Source organism: Parabacteroides sp. AM58-2XD (genome assembly GCF_003463685.1).
GTDB classification, from domain to species: Bacteria; Bacteroidota; Bacteroidia; order Bacteroidales; family Tannerellaceae; genus Parabacteroides; species Parabacteroides segnis.
Genome location: NZ_QSDP01000072.1, coordinates 1 through 24126 on the forward strand (window position 1 = coordinate 1; position 24126 = coordinate 24126).

The window sequence follows — 24126 nt, forward strand, 5'->3', positions numbered from 1 at the left end:
ATGCTTTACGGGCAAAACTTGTGGCGAGAATGTTCGCCGTTATCAAAAGGGATGAATTTTATTCTCCTATTTTATCGGAAAATTTTTGCTAAAAACATAAGAATATGAAACTGAATAAAATAAAACAATTATCGATTGGTTTGGTAACTATATTGCTGGTCAATGGATGCAATAGTTTGGATATCTCGAACTTGTGGAACTATGATGCAGACCTGGTTTGGAATGATGACAACTTAGCAACTGCTTATGTGACTGATCTCTATGGCGATATCTTTAGCGGTTGGTCTACAAGTGCGGATAATACAGCTGAGCAGCAAACGGGTATTCCGTTTATGTTGAGTACTATTACAACATCAGGCAGTGGTTATAAACGATGGAATTATACCAATATCCGTAATATAAATTTAGGACTTGAGTATCTGGCAGAGGGAGGATGTACCGAATCTGTTAAGAATAGCCTGACGGGGCAAATGTTGTTTATGAGAGCTTATCAGTATGGCGAAATGCTTGTTTATCATGGAGGTATGCCGTATATTACGAAAGCCCAGGATAAGGATGAAGATGATTTGTATGTGACTCGTACTTCCACGGCGGAGTGTTTTGATTTAATAATTAAAGACCTGGATGATGCTATTACGTTGCTTCCGGCCAAAGCAACCGGTAACGATTACGGGCGTATAGACCAGTGTTTTGCTAAAGCCTATAAGGCAAAGATGCTGCTTTATAAGGCTTCTCCACAGTTTAACCCGAGTAATATGTATGATAATAAATATTGGAACGAAGCTTATACGGCGGCGAAGGAGGCATACGATTTCTGTATAGCTCAGGGGATTAAACTGACTGCGAATTATGCAGATAACTGGTTGGTGGACGGCAACTCCGAGGTCGTTTTCCCTATTATCTATAGCAATCCGGATAAAACGGCCGATTGGGAAAACACGATTCGTCCCTCTTCTTTGAGTCGTAGTAATGCCAATAATACTCCGACCTGGGATATGGTAAAAGCGTTTCCGATGTTGGATGGAAAGCGTTTCGATGATCCGGCCGGTAAATATTATGCAGGTGCTGAATCTGAGTTTTTACAGAAATTTTGGCAAAATAGGGATCCCCGATTTGAGGATTGTATCTTGTATAATGCGGATTTATATCCGGTATCGGGAACGGCTTCAGGATATCGCCAATATACTTCGGTCGGTATAGCTGTCAGAGAAGATTCATATGGAATCAATCCCAATGTGGGCAGCACTGCTACACAGAATGATGCTATTAGCGGCATGTATGTGCGTAAAGGCTCTGATTTGTCTTTGAGTCAGGACCTGGTATCTACGTATGATCATGATTATCCGTTTATGAGATTAGCTGAAGTCATGTTTATCTATGCGGAAGCGGCCAATGAAACGGATCATCAAGATGTGGCTGTAGATATGCTGAAGCAAATTCGTAAACGTGCAGGTATCGAAGCTGGCGAAAATGGGTTGTATGGATTGAAAGTTGCTAATCGTAAAGAAATCCGGCAGGCTATTCTTGATGAACGCAACGTAGAATTGTGTTTTGAAGGACATCGTTTTATGGATCTTCGTAGAACCCGTAATATGATGCAGTTAAACGGACTGCAAAAATATGGAGTCGAGGCTATTGCAATCAATGAAGACGGTTCGGAAATGGATATTGCCGAAGCTACCCGGAAAGCCAAGACGTATTCGTTGACTCCCGATAATTTTAAATATATTCTTAGAATGGTGCCGATCAGTGCATTGCCGAGAATAAATTTTTGATTCAGGAATCGTATTATTTCTTCCCGATCCAGGAAAGTAAAATATTGGAAAATCCCAATCTTGAACAAAATAACAATTGGGGAGGAAAGTTCAATCCGACTATGGAATGAACTGTCTTGAACGATTATGTCATAAAAACTCGTAAATATTTGCGAAAATTATGGGATAAATAATATCTTTGTGAGACGTTAGGAGGTAATTATTCTTTCTAACGTCTTTTTTAAGCGGAAAAAATCAATAAAATTGCTAATCAATATTATATTTAATTTGTACTATGAGAACAAACAGAAGGGACTTCCTTAAAACCCTCGGAGGAATTGCGGCCTTTACGATTGTGCCGCGCCACGTGCTTGGGAAAGGCTTTATCGCTCCAAGCGATCAGTTGACTAAAGGTATTATCGGTACAGGCGGGATGGGACGCGGTCACGTGAACTATGCCGGAACACGTCTGGTAGCCGTTTGTGATGTTGACAAGAAACATCTTGAATTAGGAAAACAATTGGTAAAGGAAAAAATTGCCGCTTATCATGACTTTCGCGATTTGATTCTGGACCCGAACGTAGATATCGTACATATCGCTACACCTCCTCATTGGCATGGAATCATGTCGGTAGAGGCTGCCAAGGCGGGAAAAGATATCTGGTGTGAAAAGCCTATGACACGTACGATCGGTGAAGGTAAACGGGTGATGGAAGCTGTAAAGCAGAACGGACGTATGTTCCGTCTGAATACCTGGTTCCGTTTTGCCGATCCGTTCTATGGATTGGGTACTCCGGTGAAACCGTTGAAAAAACTGGTTCAGAGCGGTATGCTCGGCTGGCCCTTGAAGGTGACGATCAGTAAACATACCGGTTTCGACTGGAAGTTCTACTGGGTAGGCAAAGAATATCTCGAACCGCAAACAGTTCCTTCCGAACTGGATTATGACATGTGGTTAGGCCCGGCTCCTTATAAACCTTATAATGCACACCGTGTTCACGGTACTTTCCGCGGATACTGGGATTATGACGGCGGTGGATTGGGAGATATGGGACAGCATTATATCGACCCGGTACAGTATTTCCTCGGAAAAGACAACACAAGCCTGTGAAAGTGGAAGTGGATGCTCCGCAACAGCATCCGGATGCCGTAGGAACATGGCGCTCTATTACCTATACTTATGATGACGGTTGCCAGATCGTCCTTTGGGGTGGCGACTTCGGAGATCCTAATACTCCGTATATCTCCGGTCCGAACGGTAATGTCTATAAGAATTTTGTATGTGATATCCCTGATTGGGAAAAGAAACTGGCCGATTATCCGGAACCTGAACCTCAGGTGACAGACTTTATCGAATGTGTGAAAACACGCCAGCCTTTTGCCTTGAATGAACGGAATGGTTTCCGCTCGGCTACGATCGTGAATATGGGGGCTACGGCACTTCGTCTGAATCGTACATTAGAGTTCGATCCTGTGAAACTGGAATTTATCAATGACGAGGCCGCTAACCGTCTGCTGGATCAGCCGATGCGTTCACCCTGGAACATTTGATAATTAATAATTGAAAATTGTGAATTGAAAATTAGGGGAGAATTATAAAATTATAGACAATGAGAAAAGCATATATATCGATTGCCAGCTTGCTATTATTCGGCAGCGTACTGATGGCCCAATCTCCGGCGAACCGTACAGCTAAAACAATTGCAGCTGACGTATTGGCACAGATGCCTGCTGAAAAACAGGCTGAATACAATAAAATGATCAATGACCTGAAAGGTACCGGCGAAGAAGGGGTACTGATGTTGGTCAACATGATAAATGCTCCCGGAAAGGGAAGCAATGCACAAGTGGATTACGCGTTGAGCGGCCTGACCCATTATGTGATGGCGAAAGGGGAAGAAAGCGCCCGTCTGGCTACGGCTAACGCTTATCTGAAGGCGCTTGATCTGGTGACTGAACGCGAAACGAAAGCATTTATCATCCGCCAGTTACAGATATTGGGACAGGATGAATGTATCGATGCGTTGTCGGCTTACCTGGGTGATGAAAGCCTGAGTGGCCCGGCTTCACGTGCACTGGCAGCTATCGGTTCTGAAAATGCCGGTAAAGCGTTGAAGCTGGTCTGATGCGCCGTATGGGTACTCCGAAGACACAAAAAGATATCATCGTAGCGATCGGCGAAGCGCAGGTAGCTGATTCGGAAGAATTGCTGAAGGCGCTGCTGGGTTCGGGCGATGAAAATATGCAAAAGGCTGTCCTGCACTCATTAAGCCGTGTGGGAAGCAAGGCTTCCATCAAAGATATGGCTGAAGCTGCTGCCGCATCGGGTTACACAATGACCAAAACGAATGCGAACGAAGCCTATATCGCTTTATTGAAACGTGTTGCCGCACAGGGCGATGTGAAAGAAGTGGAAAAAGCGGCCAACGACCTGTTGAAGAAAGCTACCAAGGCTAATCAGACGCAGACCCGCGACGCTGCTTTGCAAATTCTTTTGTCACTGAAGAAAGAAAACAGTACCAAACTGCTGCTTTCCGCGTTGAAGGATGGCAATAAGGAATATCGGAATGCTGCATTGAACTTTGCTTCCGACTTTGCCAATAAGGAAGTTTATATCGAAGTCATGAAAGCGATGCAGAAGGCAAAACCGGAAGTGAAAGTGGATATTATCAACTGGATCGGCCGCGAAGCCAAATGCCCGTCAAAACATGATGTGATCAAGAGTTTGGAACTCCGTTTTGACCTGACTGCCATGCAGGTGCTGCTGGCTCAGTTGAAAGACAGCAACTTCGACGTAAAACAGGCAACCGTATGGACATTGGTGAAGATCGGTGACAAACAGGTGATACCTGTTCTTGCTGAACTGCTGACCAGCGATAATAAAGATGTAATCCTGCTGGGACAGGATGCCCTGGCTGCATTCAATGGTGATATCGACCAGGCTGTTGCCCGTGCCATTCCGTCTGCTACGGATGCCGGAAAGATTGCCGGTGCTGAGTTGCTGGCGATGCGTAAAGCGACTGCTAACCTGACTACAGTGCTCGAACTGATCAAGTCCGGTTCACCGGAAGTGAAAAAAGCTGCTTATACAGCGTTGAAAGATGTTGTGTCGGAAGGCGACCTGGTTAATCTGTGCGGTATGCTGGAAACAGCGGATGCATCGGCTGTTGCTCCAATCCAACAGGCTGTTATCTCTGCTATTTCTTCCATGTCTCCTGCGAAACAAAAAGAAACGATCACTCGCCGTATGCTTCAGGCTGGCGAGAGCAAGAAATATTTGTATTATATCGTTCTGGCAACAACCGGCGAGAAAGATGCGTTGGCTACTATCGTAGACGGTTTCCATAAGGGATCGGGCGCTGCTCGCGATGCTGCTTTCGAAGCGTTGTTGAACTGGAAAGGTATTGAGGCTGCCGACGAATTGTATGCTATCTGTAAAGATGCTTCTTCTTCCGCTTATTTGGATCGTGCTTTGAAAGCATATGTTAAGCTGGTTTCAAATCCTGCATTTACAGGTGAGAACCGTCTGCTGAGTTTGCGCAAAGCGATGGAAGTGGCAAAGACAGACGAACAGAAAAATATAATTCTGAAACAGGTTGAACGGACAGGCACCTTCCTGGGTATGCTCTATGCCGGCGAATTCCTGAATCAGAAACCTGTTCAGCAGGCTGCCGCCAATGCTGTTATGAATATAGCTTTGGGTAATAAGGAATATTACGGAGCCAATGTGCGTGAATTGCTGAATAAGGTAATGCAGGTACTCGACAATCCGGATGCCGGTTATCAGAAGGAAGCGATCAAGAAGCATCTGGCTGAAATGCCACAGGGAGAAGGTTTCATTTCTATCTTTAACGGCAAAGATTTGTCGGGCTGGAAAGGATTGGTACAGAACCCGATTGCCCGTGCGAAAATGAAACCGGCCCAGCTGGAGAAAGCTCAGGAAAAGGCTGACGAGATTATGCGCAGCGGCTGGAGTGTGAATGATGGCATGCTTGTCTTTAACGGTAAAGGTGATAACCTGTGTACGGATAAACAATATGGTGATTTTGAAATGTATGTAGACTGGATGCTTGATCCCGCAGGTCCTGAAGCCGATGCCGGTATTTATTTGCGCGGAACACCTCAGGTGCAGATCTGGGATACTTCACGTGTAAATGTGGGTGCCCAGGTAGGTTCAGGTGGTCTGTATAATAACTCGGTAAATGAAAGCAAGCCGTCTAAAGTGGCTGATAACAAGCTGGGTGAATGGAACAGCTTCTATATCAAGATAGTTGGCGACCGCGTAACAGTTATTCTGAACGGAGAGAAAGTGGTGGATGATGTGATCCTTGAAAACTATTGGGATCGCAAGCAGCCGATCTTCCCGATTGAACAGATCGAATTGCAGGCTCACGGCAGCAAGGTTTACTACCGTAATATATATGTAAAGGAACTGGAACGTAAAGAACCTTACAAATTATCTGCCGAAGAACAGAAAGAAGGTTTCAAACTATTGTTTGACGGAACAAATATGCATCAGTGGACCGGTAACACGGTAGATTATACGATGGAAGACGGTTGTATTTCCATGATACCGAGCAAGAGCTATGGTGGGAACCTGTATACAAAGGACGAATTCGGGAACTTTATTTATCGTTTCGAGTTCCAGCTGACACCGGGAGCCAATAACGGAGTCGGTATCCGTACTCCGATGGAAGGTGATGCCGCTTATGTAGGTATGGAAATCCAGATTCTGGATTGTGAACATCCGATCTATAAGAATATCACAAAATATCAGCATCATGGTTCTGTTTACGGTATCATTCCTACCAATGCCGATCATCACAAAGCGTTTAAGCCTGTCGGTGAATGGAATGAGGAAGAAATTGTTGCCAACGGCGACAATATCAAGGTAACGGTGAACGGTGTGGTGATACTGGAAGGTAACATCCGCGACGCTGTGAAGAACGGAACTCCTGATGGTAAGGAACATCCGGGCTTGTTCAATAAGAAAGGACATATCGGATTTCTGGGACATGGTTCTCCTGTGAAATTCCGTAATATCCGTATCAAAGAATTGAAATAACAGACTATATAGTCCGAAAGGAAGCGGGGATCGGTTTTTACTGGTCTCCGCTTTTTTGTGTGAATCTTTGAAAACCGTTGAATTTTAACAGTAATAAAATTGCTGATCTGATTTATTATAACGAATTTTGTGTGCTTACTAGTATTAAAAAAATGGATACAGCTCAATATAAGTTATTGCTGGACACGGCACAAGTCGGTTGGTGGGAGATTGACTTTGATAAGAGGATCTATATCTGTTCGGATTATCTGGTCAGTTTGTTGGAGCTGAAAGATAAAATTATCCCGACCAGAGATTTTCTTCAATTGATACGTGAAGATTACAGGGCCCGGATAGCCAATGAATTTGCTTATTTCAGGGAGGTCGGTATTTATGAACAAATATTTCCGATCAAGACTTGTTATGGTTTTAAGTTTGTACGTTCGAAAATTTGCAGGCGGGAGATCGAACCTTCCGGGCGTATCTATGTATTGGGCATTTTGCAGTTAGTACCTTATAGTGAAGAAGAAACGAATAAACCGGCAACGGAGGATAGCAGTCAGGTAGATGGTTTGTTAAGGCATTTAGGGAGTATTTCGCGTGCCTTACATTCTTTTATCCAGACAAACGATCTGGTTGAATCTATCCAGTTGGTGCTGACCGAAATTCTTTTTTCGATCGATACAAAGGGGCGTGCCTGTATTATGGAATATAGTGATGACAAGCAGACGCTTAGTTGTACATATGAAGTGTGCAGCCAAGGTGTTACGGCTGTCCGTCCCTCTTTACAGAACATACCTGTCTCAACGTTGAGCTGGTCGACGCGGAAAATACGGAATCTTTATCCGGTTATGATAAGCAATCTGAATGAGTTGCCGGCAGAAGCGGAATCTGAAAAAATGTATTTACAGAAGAGAGGAGTGCTTTCGTTTGTTCTGATTCCTTTGATCATAAAGAAAAAAGCTTTGGGATATATCGGGATCGATATTGTAGATAAATATCGCATATGGACGCTGGAAGACTATCAATGGCTTTCGTCCATCGCTAATATTATCAGTATTATTACGAAAATGGCGAGAATCAACGAGGCGCTCGACCATAGTGGAAAGTTGTTGCGTAATATTTATACGAATATACCGGTCGGCATAGAGTTGTATGATAAGGACGGATATCTTGTCGATATGAATAATAAGGATGTAGATATTTTTGGACTCGGTTCGAAAAAAGAGGCCCTAGGTGTTAACATCTTTGATAATCCTCAGATTCCCCCTGATGTGCTGGAAAAGATGAGAAAGAGGAAACCTGTCTCTTTCCGCCTGACTTATTCTTTTAGCGATATTATATCCAATGGGTATTATCCGACGAAGAAAAACGGAATTATAGACTTGATAACCAAGGTAAGTATGCTTTATGACAGTAAAGGTGAACTGATCAATTACCTATTCATTAATCTGGATAATACGGATAAAATGGTCGCTTATAACCGTATTGAGGAGTTTGAATATTTCTTCACCCTGGTTAGTCATTATGCGAAAGTAGGATATGCCAAATTCGATTTGCTGACACGCGAAGGATATGCCATCAGCCAGTGGTATCAAAATCTGGGGGAACAAGATGGCACGCCGTTGGAGCAGATTATTGGTGTATATAGCGCCGTGCATCCGGAAGACCGTAAAGTGATGATGGACTTCTTTGACCGGGTTAAGAGAGGAGAGGCAACCAGTATTCGCAAGGAATTGCGTGTCAAGACGGATTCCGGTTGGAAGTGGATACGCGTAAATGTGATGCGTAATCCTCAGTCGAATGATCCGGATAAACTGGAAATGATCTGTGTGAATTACGATATCACGGAACTGAAAGAAACTGAACAACAGCGTGAAAAGGCAGAAGAACTGGATCGCTTGAAATCTGCTTTCCTGGCAAATATGAGCCATGAGATCCGAACTCCGCTGAATGCGATTGTCGGTTTTTCCACCTTACTGGTTGATACGGATGATAAAGAGGAGCAGTCGCAGTTTGTTGAGATTATCCAGAAGAATAACGGGCTTTTGTTGCAGTTGATCTCTGATGTGCTGGATTTGGCGAAGATAGAAGCGAATACAATTGAGTTCAAACCGAGTCGTATTGAACTTAAAGGTTTTTTGGATGATCTGGTGAAATCGCTGAGTATCAAACTTCATGAGGGGGTTGTGCTTGGCAGTCAGCCGGATTTGTCGCCTTGTACTTTTGATTTCGACCCTGTGCGCCTGAACCAGTTGTTTTCCAACTTCATAAACAATGCGATCAAGCACACGGATAAAGGTTCTATCATGTTGGGTTATGAAATAAAGCCTGATGAAGTTGTCTTTACGGTGACGGATACGGGAGAGGGGATGAGTGAAGAAGTGCAGGCCCATGTCTTCGATCGCTTCTATAAGGGAAATGACTTTAAGCAAGGTACAGGGCTGGGACTTTCTATCTGCAAAAGTATTGTCGAACAGCAGAAAGGAAAAATCGGAGTAAGTTCTGAGCCCGGAAAAGGTTCCTGCTTTTGGTTCTCCTTACCCCGATAAAATATTCTTTTATTCTTTTTCTCCGTAGGCAAGATCTCCGGCATCTCCCAGGCCGGGGATGATGTAGGAATGATCGTCCAGTTCGTCATCCAGTGCGGCGATCCAGATCGTTGTTTTGTCATCCGGCATTTTTCTTTGCAGATATTCCATTGCCTGTTTGCTGGCGATGATGGAGGCCACATGGATATGCGAAGGATGTCCTTTGGTCAACAATGCTTCATAGGCCAGTTCCATGGAACTTCCGGTGGCTAGCATCGGGTCGGTGATGATCAATGTTTTCTCTGTCAGTCTCGGGGATGCGATATATTCGATGTGAATATCAAAGTTCAGACGGTCTTTATATTTGCGATAGGCAGAGACAAAGGCATTTTCGGCATAATCGAGATAGCTTAAAAATCCCTGGTGATAAGGAAGTCCTGCACGTAATATAGTACTGATTACTATCCGGTCGTCGGGAGTATACATTGGTGCGATCCCTAAGGGAGTTTGAATATCTTTTTGGCTGTAGGCAAAATCTTTGCTGATCTCATAAGCCATGATTTCGCCGATGCGTTCAATGTTTCTACGAAAACGAAGGCTGTCCTTCTGGATATTTACATCTCTAAGTTCGGATACGAACTTGTTCAGTATGGAGTTTGACTCTCCGAGATTAACTATTTTCATGTGTATTATATTGTATATGCAGACTAAAATTTTCGGTGCCGAAATTAGATATAATTAGAGCATCATACAAATGTTTCTCTGTAAAATTCCAGGTATAGGGCAAAAGTTTCACATTCCGAAACAAGAGGTGCTGTTCGGATTCTAAAATTGCGATAATTGAATTGGGGACATGCTTGCGGTTGTTTAATTAGAACCTTGCGGTTTCGATATTCATTAAAAACACCCCTTTTTAGTGGATTTCTGTATGTATTTTTGCAGATATGATAAAGTAAACAGAAAAAGGAGGTGTAAAAAACTTCCTTCCTGCCGAAGCAAGAAGGAAGTTAAAGAAATAAATCATATTATTTTTTTTCGCCAGTGCCGTTCATAGCCTCCAGCAAGAATTTACCGGGTTTGAACTTTACCGTTGTTCTAGCTGGAATCTGTACCGGAGTACCCGTTTTAGGATTACGAGCCAGGCGACTAGTTTGCGGTCTAGGTATTAAAGTACCAAAACCGATAAGAGTGATTTCCTCTTTTTGCGACATTTTTTCGGTTACGATCTCGATGTAAGCATCTAATACTTTTTTTGCTTTTTGCTTTTGTAACCCTGCCTTATCTGCTAAGGCTTCGATAAGTTCTGCTTTGTTCATGAGTGTTTCTTTTTAATGATTATATACATTGCAAATGTAAGCATTGATTTTTTTATATGGTGTCTTTTTTCAGACAACAAAAATTGCTTGCATTTCTTATTAAACAATAGCTGTAGCCTTTTGTTACGATTTTAGAAACAAAAAACGTTAATTCACATTGGTTTGCGATAATCGAAACGAAGAAAGGCGTTAATGCTATTTGGCCACACTTTATTTTTATTGTATTGTGAGAAGAATATATGAGTAGAAATAGTAAATAACACACTAATAATTATGAAAGATGCATTGAATAACGGGCTGATAAAAGCCATGAGGGAACATCTCCCGGAGGAGACAAATTTGGCTAACTATATTATGGATATTATATCTATAGGTAAGGAAGCCGTTTATCGCCGGTTGCGTGGGGAGGTTCCGTTTACATTTTATGAAGTATCATTATTGTCTCAGAGTCTGGGGATTTCTCTGGACCAGATCGTCGGGACCAACCGGGCGGAAGGAGCCGTTTTTAATCTGAATGTCTCTAATAATATGAGTCAGATGGAAAGTTACCATGATATAATCAAGCGGTATCATAAATTATTTACTTTTGCCAAAGAAGACCCTAAGTCGATACTCAGTTCCGCATGTAATATCGTTCCGTTTACATTTTATTCTCCGTATGAGCGTCTGACCAAATTCCGTCTTTGTCGGTGGATGCATCAGAATAACGGGATGAAGATCACTGCAAGTATGTCGGATATCGTTGTGACGGAGAAAATACTGGAGTCCCAGCGTAAACTGATGCAGGAATGCCGTCAGGTTCCGTCTACCTATACGATTCTTGATAATAATATTTTTCAGTCGTTGGTTAGGGAGATCAAGTATTTTGCAGGGCTGAACATGCTGAGCGATGATGATATCGAAGTGATGAAACAGGAACTGAATCGTTTATTGGATGAAATGGAACAGATTGCAGCCCGCGGGGAATATCCGAATGGCAACAAAGTTTATTTGTATCTTTCCAATATCAATTTCGAGGCAACATATACATTCCTGGAAAAAGGGAGCTTCCAGTTGTGCATGTTCCGTCTTTATGCCATCAACTATATGGATTCGCAGCATCCGGAAATCTGCCGTGCCCAGAAAGAATGGATCCAGTCGTTGAAACGCTATTCTACTTTAATCTCGCAGAGCGGAGAGATACAGCGGATGATCTTTTTCACGAAACAACGTGAAATCGTAGATACCTTGTAAATAATTCTTACTTTTGTCCCGCAATAAATAAACAGATATTATGAGGATAGAAGAGAATTACTCCCTGGAGAAGCATAATACATTCCACCTGCCGGTTAAGACGCGGTGGTTTATGGAATATACGAATGAAGAAGAATTAGAACGGGTTTTACGGGACGAGTATTTTCAGGAGTGTTTGTCGCTGCATATCGGCAGCGGAAGCAATCTGCTGTTTATAAATGACTTCAACGGTATCATCCTGCACTCGGCCATCAAAGGTATCCGTGTGGAGAAGGAAACCGACGAACATATCTGGCTGCGTGTCGGTGCCGCCGAAAGGTGGGACGATGTTGTTGCTCATGCCGTTGCCAACGGGTGGGGAGGAATAGAAAATCTTTCCCTGATCCCGGGTGAAGCTGGTGCTGCCGCTATCCAGAACATCGGAGCCTACGGGGCGGAGATAAAAGATGTGATAGAAAGTGTGGAAACATACAACCAGTTGACTTTTGAAAAGCGGATATTTACGAACGAAGAATGCCAGTACGGCTATCGCAGCAGTTATTTCAAAAACGAACATAACGACCCGCACATTGTTACATATATAATAATACGGTTGGATAAACGCCCATCCTTTTCCATCAACTATGGAAACCTGAAGGAAGAGCTGGCTAAATATCCGGAAGTAACATTGGAAGCAATCCGCCGGGCCGTGATCACGATCCGTCAGGAGAAGCTGCCCGATCCGGACAAGCTGGGAAATGCCGGCAGTTTCTTTATGAATCCGGTTATTCCTGTTGCACAGTTTGAGAAACTGAAGGAGCAATATCCCGGTATGCCTTCTTATCCGGCTGGTGAGGGGAAAGTGAAAGTTCCTGCCGGCTGGTTGATCGAACAATGCGGCTTTAAAGGTAAATCGCATGGTCCGGTCGGTGTATATGAAAAACAGGCGCTGGTCCTGGTCAACCTGGGAGAAGCCCGGGGACACGAGATTGCTCTGGTGGCGGAAAGTATCCGTACTGCCGTAAAAGATCGTTTTGGCATCGAGATAATGCCTGAGGTTAAATATGTAGGATAATGAAAATTACATTTCTGGGAACGGGAACTTCAACCGGAGTTCCCGAAATAGGCTGTCAGTGTGAAGTTTGTACAAGCAAAGATCCCCGCGACTGGCGCCTGCGTACATCGGTATTAGTAGAAACAGAGGGGAAGCGTATCTTGCTGGACTGCGGACCGGATTTCCGCTGGCAAATGATACAAAGTAAAACATACCACTTGGACGCCGTCCTGATCTCACACGAACATTATGACCATGTCGGAGGACTGGATGACCTGCGTCCGTTCGGGCGGGAAGGAGACATACATCTATATACTGAAGAAAATGTGGCTGAAGCCATAGAGACGCGTATCCCGTATGTTTTCCGCGAAAATAGATATCCGGGTGTCCCCAATCTAAAAATCCACCGTGTAACGACAGAACCTTTTATTGCAGCCGGGATAGAGATAATTCCTATCCGGGTAATGCATGGAAAATTACCTATCCTGGGGTTTCGAATAGGGAATATGGCCTATCTGACCGACCTGAAATCTCTTCCGGAAGAAGAATATACCAAGCTGGAAGGATTGGATGTTTTGATTATTACTGCTTTGCGCTGGGATGAGCATCCGACGCATGAAAGTGTGGGAGAAGCATTAGAGCAGATCGGACGTATCCGTCCCAAAGAATCCTATCTGATTCATATGAGCCATCGGATCGGCTTGCAAAGCCAGGTAGAAAAAGAGTTGCCTCCGCATGTTCATTTGGCATATGATCAATTGGAAATTCCCAAACTGCAACCGGTATAATATACTTTCCCGTTTTCTTCATAAATCTGGCTGGAAATATGAAGTTGCGGGAAATGTTGTTCTAATCTGACCGACAGTGTATCGCCAATCGTCTTGAAAAGTGTGTCGGCTGGTTCATGATACGGCAGACTGCTAAAGTAACAGATATTCCCTTCGCTTTCAAAAAGGTCGGCTCCCAGCCATCTGTCGCTGATTCTCCATAGGGTAGAATCGTTCGCTTTCACATATAAGTCTAACAGTTTCGATTGTATCATCAGGTTAAGCGGAGCATTGCTGTCGAGTGTTTTACGGAGTAGCATTTGTTCCTTCGGCTGGTTGTTTTTCTGCTTTCTTTGTATGGCCGCTACTTCCTCCAGCAATTTCCTGCTGTAACTGGCAACCCATACGCCATTATGTTGGTAGTAGCCGAAAAAGCGGTTTCCGGCATCCGGGCAATAGGTAAAAGTGATGCCTCCTTTGGTTTGCTGTTGAGGAGCGAATGATTTGAAAGCTGTTTTTAAAATATTTTCTTCTATATGTCGGGATATGCTTTTATCTGCTTTTACATACATTACAATACCCTGCGGATGGAATGAGAGATGTAATGAGGCAATTTCCGGATTCTTTCGGATGATAGTAAGATATATTTCAGGAATTTTAGAGGCGAATGCCTGATAAACAGGCTCCTTAGCCAGTATTATCCGGGCAAAAACAGAAGGGCGGTTTACGGCAAGTATCGCTTCCGGTTCCGATGCAGTCAGGGTATATAAATCTGTTTGCACCAGTTCTTTACTCTCTTTCATGTCACCGAAAAAGTAGTAGACTGCCGACAGTGTAGCGAGAGCAGTTAAGATGATGATCACTATTTCCCGCCTGTAAACTTTCATTTTTTAAATTTTTGCCTTCAGGAAATATTTGCACCAAGGCTTGAGTCCGCATTCCTCACATTTGGGTTTCCTGGCCACGCAGACGTATCGTCCGTGCAGGATCAGCCAGTGGTGAGCAATAGGTATCTGTTTCTCCGGGATGTTTTTCACCAGTTCTTTTTCTGTTTCGAGCGGTGTTTTGCTGTTGTTTGTCAGTCCGATGCGGTTGGCAACGCGGAATACGTGGGTGTCTACCGCCATTGCCGGCTTGTTGTAGACAACAGAGGCGATCACATTGGCCGTTTTGCGTCCTACGCCGGGCAGCTTTTGCAGTTCATCTATATCAGAAGGGACTATGCCACCGAAATCAGCCATCAGCATTTTGGCCATTCCGACCAGATGCTTCGATTTATTGTTCGGGTAGGAGACACTACGGATATATTCAAACACGACCTCAGGTGTGGAAGCTGCCAGCACTTCTGCTGTCGGGAAATCCCTAAACAGAGCCGGCGTAATCATGTTCACTCGTTTGTCGGTACACTGAGCCGATAGAATCACGGCAATAAGCAGTTGGTACGGATCGTCGTAATGAAGTTCCGTTTCTGCAACCGGTACGTTTGCTTCGAACCAGTCTAATACACCTTTATATCGTTCCTCTTTTTTCATCCTGTTATTTCATTAAAGATAATACATTTTTTCCGAGTAACAAACCCAGGAAAACGGCAATAAGTCCTAAAACGTTACTAGCCAGTATGTTTAAGAGTGCTAATTTATAATCACCGATTTTTATCAGTGACATAGTATCCAGTGCAAACGAAGAAAAAGTTGTGAATCCGCCAAACAGACCGGTAAAAAGAAATGCCCTTGTGTTGGCTGAGAAGTTATAATTTTCGGCAAGACTCCAGCAGAAGCCGATCAGAAAAGAGCCGATTATATTAACGGATAGTATTCCAAAGGGAAAGGAGTACTGCAACGAACGCTGCACCCACATGGAAACTCCATAACGCAGTGCCGATCCGATTGCTCCTCCTGTAATTAAAATTAAAACCTTTATCATATTTCATCCTCCTTGTGTGTTTCCCCCGGGCTGGTTAAAGGCCCGGGGAAGATGGTAAATGATTTAGGTTTTCAATTTAATTGGCTGATTCGAATTGTTTCAGGAAACGAACATCGTTTTCTGAGAACATTCGTAGGTCTTTAACTTGGTATTTCAGGTTTGTAATACGTTCGATACCCATTCCCAGTGCATATCCGGTATAAACATTGCTGTCGATACCGCAATTTTCGAGTACATTCGGGTCTACCATACCGCAACCGAGTATTTCTACCCAACCGGTATGTTTACAGAATGCACATCCTTTACCGCCACACAGGTTACAGGAAATATCCATCTCAGCAGATGGCTCTGTGAACGGGAAGTAGGAGGGGCGTAAACGTATTTTCGTTTCCGGACCGAACATTTCTTTTGCAAAGAAAAGCAATGCCTGTTTCAGGTCGGCGAATGAGACATTCTTGTCGACATACAGGGCTTCTACCTGGTGGAAGAAACAGTGTGCGCGATAAGAAATAGCTTCATTACGATATACACGTCCGGGGCAGATGATGCGGATAGGAGGCTCCTGAGTCTCCATCACACGGGTCTGTACCGATGATGTATGTGTTCGCAATAACACGTCAGGATTATGTTGTATGAAGAACGTATCCTGCATATCACGTGCTGGATGGTCTTCGGCAAAATTCAAAGAAGAGAAAACATGCCAGTCGTCTTCGATTTCGGGACCTTCAGCGATGCTGAATCCCAGACGTCCGAAGATGTCGCAGATTTCCTTTTTAACGATTGAAAGCGGGTGGCGTGTGCCGAGTTCGATAGGATAAGATGTACGCGTCAGGTCAATGTCATCGTTTCCGGTCTGTACATTGTCGAAACCTTCTTTCAGTTCGTTGATTTTATTTTGAGTAGCTTCTTTCAGCTCGTTGAGGAATTTACCCACTTCACGCTTCTGATCAGCCGCAACGTTGCGGAAATCATTCATCAGCGCAGAAATTTCTCCTTTCTTGCTGAGGTATTTGATGCGTAAAGCTTCCAGCTCTTCGGCATTTGCAGCCTTCATATTCTCTACTTCCTGAAGCAGAGCCTTAATTTTATCGATCATTTCTAATCATATTTGTTTTCGACGTGCAAATTTACTCCTTTCTTTTGGATACTGCAACCGATTGCGGAAGGTTTTTTCTTAAAAACACAGGCAGTCTCCTTTCTATTCCTAAAAATTATAGGCAAGACCTACGCCGAGTATCTCTTTGAACTGTACTTTTGCCCCATGTTTCGTACCGTTGTCATCGAAGGTTTTCACGTCGTTATCGTATTTCAGTGTCGTGTTAAGCGTAGCCGACAGGAATTTGTTGATCTTCATACTAATGAGCATGTCCCAGTTGACATCGATGTTTCCGAACTGATTACTATACGGAGTGAAAAAATCGGCTGTAGTGATCAGGCTTACGTTCTCCATCACCGGCATTTCTGCACGGGCTTTGAGGTAAGCGCCACATTCGATCTTGAAACGGTCACCCGGATCGACACCGAATGCGCCCAGATCGGACAGGTAATCGTCCTCAACAAAAGTCATTTTTGCTGAAACGGGAGAGAGGTAGATCGAATAATTGCTTTTCGGGCGGTATTCCATACCCAGCGAGACGTTGGAATAGGCCGGCGCGAAAAAGTTGGAGATATAATGTTCCTTGTCCGGATAATTGTATCCTTTGGCAAACTGTGTGTTCAGGTCGCCCATTAGTGTATAGAACCAGACATTGTTCGTTGAATAGCCCAGCTGGGTGGAAAGTCCGATCTTATCGGTGCTCTTGCGCATCCCCTGCGATTTGGTTTTTGTCAGTCCGTAATCGAGAACCAGGTTGGTCACCCAGAGCCAGTTCCCGTTTTTATGTGTCAGCGAACCGTTCAGGTAGGCATTTCCGGCTACCGAGTTTTCGCCTCCGGCCGACCAGTTGGTCATTGCCGTTTGCGACAGGTTGAGGCCTGATACGCCTTTCAATACATATTTCCCTTCTTCGTAACCTTTATCGTCGGTTTGACTATATGCGATAGTTGCCAGTGAGGCAAATGCTATCATTAAAAATGTACGTTTCATATACTGTTATATTTTAAGTTGTTTTTTATAAAGAGGACACTTTATTATTTAAACATGATTCATTTATTTTTGTTTAAGGATGGATTAAGATTGTCCTGTCATATTCTCCGTTTTTCCGATTATCAAAATGACACTACCCAACCGGGTAAATCGGATTAATATACCGGGTAAAATAAAATACCCCAGCGGGTAATATTTTTTAACGTATCGTTTTGTTTAAAATGAGAAGCTATTTGCGTTAAAATGTAAATGATAGCTTTGTGGACAAAATGTCGATATTGCTATGTTGTCAATGTAAGAGAGCTAGAAATAGCGGCATGTACTCTTTCAGTTCCGTGCGTAGTATTTTCAAAGACTGTGATATGCGGTAAGCGATGGTTTTGGGTGATACACCGGTACGCTCGGCTATTTCGTTGTAGGTTAGATGTCCGAAACGATTCATTTCGAATGCTTTCCGGTATTCTTCAGGGAGCTCCTGATCGCCTTGGTTGCCAAGGCGATCAATTCTCCTTCTATATAAAAATCCGGATCTTCGAATTGATTTTCAAATTTGGCATACAACTTTTCGTGTACCCGTTGTTTGATTTGATTGTGGGTTATATTATTCAGGCATTTATTTTTGACAATAGTAAACAGCAATGATTTGAGGGACATTTGAGGAACCAGCATCGCGCGGTTTTCCCAAAGCCACATCATCACTTCCTGTACGATTTCTTCCGTTTCCGTCTCGGCTACATATTGGGAGGCGAAGGCGCATAACCCTTTATAATATTGTTTGTAGACCGCATCGAATACACTCTCGTCACCGGCTTTAAGTCTATTTAAGGTCTCTTCATTGCTTGTTATCACTGATATGAATGTTTTGATATAGTGCAAACTTAAACAAATATTTTAAGAATTAACAATTAACGCCCGGGTTTTTGTGAAATATTTCCGGGCGTCAGCTATGATAAATAATTATTTCTTTGTTTTTTTTCCCTGGTTGGCAACTGCTTCCATCAGTTTTTTGATCTCTTCCGGATCACCCAGGAAATAATCTTTTACAAGATTCAGGTCGTCATCGAATTCGAGTACGTAAGGGACTGCTGTTGGAAGATTCAGGTGTACGATCTCTTCATCCGGTATGTTACGTACATATTTAATAATACCTCTCAGGCTGTTGCCGTGGGCTGTCACTAAAATCTGGTCGGCAGTTTCGAGCGAAGGAAAAATGACGTCTTTCCAATAAGGGAGGATGCGTTCGACAGTATCTTTCAGTGATTCCGTACGTGGCAATTCGGCATCGGGTACATCTTTATAACGTATTTCGAATCGGGGGTTACGCGGATCGTCCTCTTTCAACGCATGCGGAGCCACATCGTAACTTCTGCGCCAGATCAGGACCTGTTCATCACCATATTTTTCGGCTGTCTCGCTTTTGTTGAGACCTTGTAAGGCTCCGTAATGTTTTTCGTTCAAACGCCAGCTTTTCTCTACCGGAATCCAATCCTGGTCCATGCGGTCGAGTACGCAATTTAATGTTTTGACGGCACGTTTCAGGTAGGAGGTGTATGCTTTATCGAACACATATCCTTCTTTTCTTAGCAATTCACCTGCTTTATATGCTTCTTCAATCCCTTTTTCTGTCAGATCAACGTCCGTCCAACCCGTAAAACGGTTTTCTTTGTTCCATGCGCTTTCGCCGTGGCGAAGTAAAACAATCTTTTTCATATGCTTTTTATTTATTATAACTATCTGTTTATTAGATAACAATCGAGGAGCAGGAAAAGATTTTGAACTTTTTCTAAAAAAATCACATTTTCGTTTAGTATATCTTTTTTCTGAATTGTATTAATTATAGAAACAGGAAAAAAATGATAGTAGACGAAAACATACTGATAAAATATCTCGACGGAACATTGACTGACGAGGAGCGTACCCTGGTTGACGACTGGGCTGCCGAGTCGCCCGAGAACGAGAAATTACTGGAACAGGTCTATTTCACCTTGCAGGTGACTGACCGTTTGCGGGTAATGGAATCGGTCGATCCCGAAATGGCTTTGGTCCGTTTCAAATCGAGAGTACGTAAACAAAATAAAAAAGTTAGTTTCCGTCGCTCCCTACAGTTTATGCAAAGAGTTGCAGCGATACTGTTCATTCCGGTATTAGTTTTATCTGCCTATTTCTTTATGCAGACGGGTAAAGAGAAGGTGCGCATGGTAGAAGTGCGCACCAATCCCGGAGTGGTTTCGACTTTTGAATTGCCTGACGGATCGAAAGTTTGGTTGAATGCCGGAAGTTCTTTGAAGTATCCTGAAAATTTCTGGCCTGAGTGCCGGCAGGTTGAACTGATCGGGCAAGGCTATTTCGAAGTGACGAAGAATCCGGAAAAGCCTTTCATCGTGAAAGTCGATCCAATCTATTCGGTGAAAGTGCTCGGTACACGTTTTGATGTATCTGCCTATAATGATGACGATGTTGTTTCCACAACCTTGGTGGAAGGCTCTGTGCAACTGAATATTGCACAGACAGGAGGTAAAATCGTTCATCAGATTCTGAAACCTGACGAGAAAGCGGATTTTACGAGAGTAGGAGGGAAATTATCTATCACTTCGGTCAACGCTGATAATAATGTAGCCTGGCGTAATGGTGAGATCATTTTCAAAAATACTCCGATGGGGCAAGTGTTGAAGACGTTGCGACGCCATTATAACGTACAATTTAATGTGAAAGACCAGGATGTACTGAATGCCATCATTACCGCAAGGTTTAAAGATGAGCAATTGCCGCAGGTCATGGAATATATCAAGCTCGCCTCGGATATCAAGTTTAAGATTGATAAGCCGATCATAACGAATGATAATCGTTTGGAAATGTCTGTTATAGAAATATCGAAAGAATAAAATAATAGTGTAGAACCTTATTAAATCAGAATGCCTATGTGGAAGTAAAAAAGAGTCCAAAAAACATGCAGAAAGATGTTGACGCATCTTCCCGCATGTAAAAGTCCAAGCTGTTGACGCAGCTATAGTTAACTTTATATTAAATAATAAGCATCACAAAATTATGAATAAAATTGTAACCTTAGAAATTATCGGTAAGAAAAGTTATTCTCTCTTCCGAAAAATACCATTAGTTATGAGATTGAGCGTTGTATTCTTTTTCCTTAGTCTTGGAATCGCAGTAGCGGGTAATACGTATGCACAAAATGCTACGCTTTCGCTGGATATGTCGAACAGTACGATCGCCAGTGTGCTCGAAGCTGTTGAAAATGAAACGGATTTCTCGTTTATCTATGATGCCAACATTGTAAACACCAGTCGTAAAGTATCTGTAAAAGTAGACGAAAAGAACATCTTCGATGTATTAAACAAACTGTTCGGTGATTCCGATATCGCTTATACGGTAGTAAACACAAAAATTATCCTTAATAAGAAGGAAGCGATCATGCAACAGGCCGGAAAGACGGTAACAGGTGTTGTTTCCGATAAGACAGGTGAACCGATCATCGGTGCCAACGTGCTGCAAAAAGGTACAACCAACGGTACGATTACCGATATTGATGGTAAATTTACATTGACCGTTCCCGAAAATTCCGTTATCGTTATATCTTATATCGGATATAACCCGCAGGAAATCAAATATGCCGGCCAGTCCTCTCTGAATGTACAGCTGGCAGAAGATACCCAGAATATCGAAGAAGTGGTAGTCACGGCTTTGGGTATCAAAAAGAAAGAGGCCTCCCTTACTTATTCAACCCAGCAGGTGGGTGGCGATGAGTTGACACGTGCAAAAGATCCGAATATGATCAACGCTTTGGCTGGTAAGACTGCCGGTGTTCAGATCAACAAAAGTTCTTCCGGATTGGGTGGTTCAGCCAAAGTCTCTATCCGTGGTAACCGTTCGGTAAGCGGAAACAACCAACCTTTATATGTAATCGACGGTGTGCCGATGCTGAATAGCAGCAACGAACAGGCTGTCAGTGCAATCGGTGGTACGGCAGATGCCGGTAACCGTGATGGTGGCGATGGTATTTCCAACCTCAATCCGGACGATATCGAAAGCATGAGTATTCTGAAAGGAGCTTCCGCTGCCGCTCTTTACGGTTCGCAGGCTGCCAATGGTGTCATCCTGATTACAACAAAAAAAGGTAAAGCAGGCGTACAGAAGATCACTTTCTCTTCCAACCTGACAGTTGATCATGCCATGAGCTTGCCGGAATTTCAGAATGAATATGGGATGGACAAGGAAACGAAGACTAGTTGGGGACCGAAAGGGAATCTGACTGCTTATGACAATGTCGGTGACTTCTTCCAGAATGGAGTGACTGCCATCAACTCTCTCTCTCTCACTACCGGTAACGAAAAGATGCAGACTTATTTCTCTTATGCTAACACAACAGCCAAAGGCATCGTGGAGCATAATAAGATGCAGAAGCATAACCTGAATTTCCGTGAAACCGCCAGTTTCTTTGATGATTACCTGAAACTGGATGCCAACGTGAACCTGATGTCGCAGAGTATCAAGAACCGTCCGGCTTCCGGAGGTTACTATATGAACCCGTTGGTAGGCCTTTACCGTTTTCCGCGTGGCGAGAATATTGGTGAGTACCGCACGAACTTTGAGACTTTCAACGACACCCGCAACCTGATGGAACAAAACTGGTACACAGATGCCGAACGTGATATGGAACAGAATCCATACTGGATTACCAACCGTATTAAAAGTAACGACAAACGTACTCGTGCCATCACCTCTTTGACAGCCAGCCTGAAGATTACAGATTGGTTGAGCCTGCAAGCTCGTGGAACAGTCGATTATACACACGATACATATAACCAGAAGATGTATGCATCGACTGCACCGGCTATTGCCGGATCAAACGGCCGTTATATAGACCTGAATCATACGGAAACTTTGTATTATGGTGACTTCATGGCTATGTTTAATAAGAAATGGGACGACTTTGCTCTGACAGGTGCCATTGGTGGTAGTATTAATAGTACGACAGTCAACTCTCTGAGGCTGGATTCAAAGACTGCTTCCTTGTATTATCCGAACCAGTTCTCGGTAGCTAACATCATCATGTCTACGGCTTCTTATATCGACCAGCAGATCGATCAGAAACGTGTGATGCAGTCTATCTTTGCAACCGCCCAGCTGGGATGGAAAGAAAGTTTATACCTGGATCTGACCGCCCGTAACGACTGGTCGTCGACGTTGGCTTATACGAAACACAGCAGTTTCTTCTATCCGTCGGTCGCTTGTCATGGATTATCAATAACTCGCTGACTATGCCGGAATGGATCAACTTCGGTAAGGTTAGAGGTTCGTGGAGTAAAGTAGGTAATGACCTGCCACTTTTCATCAGCAACCCGATAGACGGAAGCAACGACCTGATTGTGGCTGGTGGGGCTATCCAGACAAATTCAAAGGCTCCGTTCGATGAACTGAAACCTGAAATGAGTACTTCATGGGAAGTTGGTACGGAATGGAAATTCTTCGACTATCGGTTGGACCTCGATTTTACTTACTATAAGACAAACACGAAAAACCAGCTGTTTACATTGCCTTCTTCTGCCGGTGCAGCTTATAAGTATTACTATGTGAATGCCGGTAACATCCAGAACCAGGGTGTTGAGATCAGCTTGGGTATCACTCCGGTGATGACAAACGATTTCCGCTGGAAGACTTCATTTAACTTCTCGACGAATAAGAACAAAGTGATCGAACTTCATCCTGACCTGAAGACATTTGTCTATGGCGACGAAGGTTTCTCTTCTTCCTACTCCATGCGCCTTGTAGAAGGTGGTGCGCTGGGTGATATCTATGGTAAGGCATTCGAACGTGATGAAAAGACAGGTGAAATTGTTTTCTCAAAGGATGAGGATGGCGATTTGGTTCCTAACGTAGTCGGTTCGGGTAATACAATCAAGGTAGGTAATAGTAGTCCTGACTTTATGTTGGGTTGGGGGAATACCTTTACTTATAAAGGATTCAGCCTCTACTTCCTGATTGACGGCCGCTTTGGTGGTGATGTTTTATCGCAGACACAGGCCGATATGGACCAAAAGGGTGTGAGCGTTGAATCAGCCGCCGCACGTAACGCCGAATATGTTGACCTGGAAGGTACGCATGTTAATCCGCAAAAATTCTATACGGCTGTCAGTGGTCGTAACGGCTGTACGGAATATTATATGTATAGTGCAACAAACATCCGTTTGCGTGAACTCTCTTTAGGTTATACATTCCCGAAAAAGTTGATGGAGAAAACGAAGGTTTTCCAGGATGCACAGGTATCGTTTGTTGGTCGTAACTTGTTCTTCTTCCATAAATCGGCTCCTTTCGATCCGGATGCAGTCCTTTCAACAGGCAACGACAACCAGGGTATCGATGTATTTGGTATGCCGACTACCAGAAGTTTAGGTTTCAATGTTAAATTTACATTCTAATAAAGACA

14 protein-coding genes and 4 pseudogenes are annotated in these 24126 nt (G+C 43.4%); 9 read left to right on the top strand and 9 right to left on the bottom strand.

Going from position 1 to position 24126, the window contains the following annotated elements:
* Positions 1 to 104 precede the first annotated feature (104 nt).
* The 4 genes and pseudogenes from DXA15_RS16625 (at position 105) to DXA15_RS16640 (ending at position 9350) form a co-directional block, all read left to right on the top strand.
* Positions 105 to 1775 carry a RagB/SusD family nutrient uptake outer membrane protein gene (locus tag DXA15_RS16625; protein WP_233567371.1) on the top strand — a complete coding sequence of 557 codons (1671 nt, stop codon included), beginning with the start codon at positions 105 to 107 and terminating at the stop codon, positions 1773 to 1775.
* Positions 1776 to 2187: 412 nt separating this feature from the next.
* Positions 2188 to 3305: pseudogene (locus DXA15_RS16630) on the top strand (Gfo/Idh/MocA family oxidoreductase).
* A 59-nt stretch (positions 3306 to 3364) separates the two neighbouring features.
* Positions 3365 to 6819, top strand: a pseudogene (locus DXA15_RS16635) (DUF1080 domain-containing protein).
* 152 nt (positions 6820 to 6971) lie between these two features.
* Positions 6972 to 9350: an ATP-binding protein gene (locus tag DXA15_RS16640; protein WP_128134761.1), complete on the top strand. Its 2379-nt coding sequence runs from the start codon at positions 6972 to 6974 to the stop codon at positions 9348 to 9350.
* Positions 9351 to 9359: 9 nt separating this feature from the next.
* On the opposite strand, the gene upp is transcribed toward DXA15_RS16640, so the two are convergent.
* Entirely contained in the window at positions 9360 to 10013 is a 654-nt protein-coding gene (upp, locus tag DXA15_RS16645; RefSeq protein ID WP_128134762.1) for a uracil phosphoribosyltransferase, read from the bottom strand.
* Between the two features lie 341 nt (positions 10014 to 10354).
* Positions 10355 to 10645 carry an HU family DNA-binding protein gene (locus DXA15_RS16650; RefSeq protein ID WP_007652950.1) on the bottom strand — a complete coding sequence of 97 codons (291 nt, stop codon included), beginning with the start codon at positions 10643 to 10645 and terminating at the stop codon, positions 10355 to 10357.
* Between the two features lie 273 nt (positions 10646 to 10918).
* Here DXA15_RS16650 and DXA15_RS16655 point away from each other — a divergent pair, with 273 nt between their 5' ends.
* The 3 genes from DXA15_RS16655 to DXA15_RS16665 are packed head-to-tail and all read left to right on the top strand — an operon-like array spanning position 10919 to position 13699.
* Positions 10919 to 11878 (top strand): hypothetical protein, encoded by a 960-nt coding sequence (locus tag DXA15_RS16655; RefSeq protein WP_128134763.1) that lies wholly within the window; start codon positions 10919 to 10921, stop codon positions 11876 to 11878.
* A 40-nt stretch (positions 11879 to 11918) separates the two neighbouring features.
* The gene (gene murB / locus DXA15_RS16660; RefSeq protein WP_128134764.1) at positions 11919 to 12932 is read left to right on the top strand and encodes a UDP-N-acetylmuramate dehydrogenase; all 1014 of its coding nucleotides are present in this window, start codon (positions 11919 to 11921) and stop codon (positions 12930 to 12932) included.
* Positions 12932 to 13699 carry an MBL fold metallo-hydrolase gene (locus tag DXA15_RS16665; RefSeq protein WP_128134765.1) on the top strand — a complete coding sequence of 256 codons (768 nt, stop codon included), beginning with the start codon at positions 12932 to 12934 and terminating at the stop codon, positions 13697 to 13699. The genes murB and DXA15_RS16665 overlap by 1 nt, the downstream gene beginning before the upstream one ends.
* Here the strand turns inward: DXA15_RS16665 and DXA15_RS16670 are convergent.
* From DXA15_RS16670 to gpmA, 7 genes and pseudogenes are all read right to left on the bottom strand, one after another.
* The gene (locus DXA15_RS16670) at positions 13666 to 14565 is read right to left on the bottom strand and encodes a hypothetical protein (protein WP_128134766.1); all 900 of its coding nucleotides are present in this window, start codon (positions 14563 to 14565) and stop codon (positions 13666 to 13668) included. The two genes, DXA15_RS16665 and DXA15_RS16670, sit on opposite strands and share 34 nt — an antisense overlap.
* 3 nt (positions 14566 to 14568) lie before the next feature.
* Complete coding sequence (gene nth / locus DXA15_RS16675; RefSeq protein ID WP_128134767.1) at positions 14569 to 15210, bottom strand: endonuclease III; 642 nt, start codon at positions 15208 to 15210, stop codon at positions 14569 to 14571.
* 4 nt (positions 15211 to 15214) lie between these two features.
* The gene (crcB, locus tag DXA15_RS16680) at positions 15215 to 15601 is read right to left on the bottom strand and encodes a fluoride efflux transporter CrcB (protein WP_007652957.1); all 387 of its coding nucleotides are present in this window, start codon (positions 15599 to 15601) and stop codon (positions 15215 to 15217) included.
* 76 nt (positions 15602 to 15677) lie between these two features.
* Positions 15678 to 16697, bottom strand: a complete 1020-nt coding sequence (pheS, locus tag DXA15_RS16685) for a phenylalanine--tRNA ligase subunit alpha (RefSeq protein WP_128134768.1) — start codon at positions 16695 to 16697, stop codon at positions 15678 to 15680.
* A 108-nt stretch (positions 16698 to 16805) separates the two neighbouring features.
* Complete coding sequence (locus tag DXA15_RS16690) at positions 16806 to 17687, bottom strand: DUF3078 domain-containing protein (RefSeq protein ID WP_128134769.1); 882 nt, start codon at positions 17685 to 17687, stop codon at positions 16806 to 16808.
* A gap of 289 nt (positions 17688 to 17976) precedes the next feature.
* Positions 17977 to 18533, bottom strand: a pseudogene (locus DXA15_RS16695) (RNA polymerase sigma-70 factor).
* A 111-nt stretch (positions 18534 to 18644) separates the two neighbouring features.
* Positions 18645 to 19397 carry a 2,3-diphosphoglycerate-dependent phosphoglycerate mutase gene (gene gpmA, locus DXA15_RS16700; protein ID WP_010799852.1) on the bottom strand — a complete coding sequence of 251 codons (753 nt, stop codon included), beginning with the start codon at positions 19395 to 19397 and terminating at the stop codon, positions 18645 to 18647.
* A gap of 143 nt (positions 19398 to 19540) precedes the next feature.
* Between gpmA and DXA15_RS16705 the strand changes: the two genes are divergently transcribed.
* Positions 19541 to 20569: a FecR family protein gene (locus DXA15_RS16705; RefSeq protein WP_128134770.1), complete on the top strand. Its 1029-nt coding sequence runs from the start codon at positions 19541 to 19543 to the stop codon at positions 20567 to 20569.
* Between the two features lie 235 nt (positions 20570 to 20804).
* Positions 20805 to 24118: pseudogene (locus DXA15_RS16710) on the top strand (TonB-dependent receptor).
* Positions 24119 to 24126 lie beyond the last annotated feature (8 nt).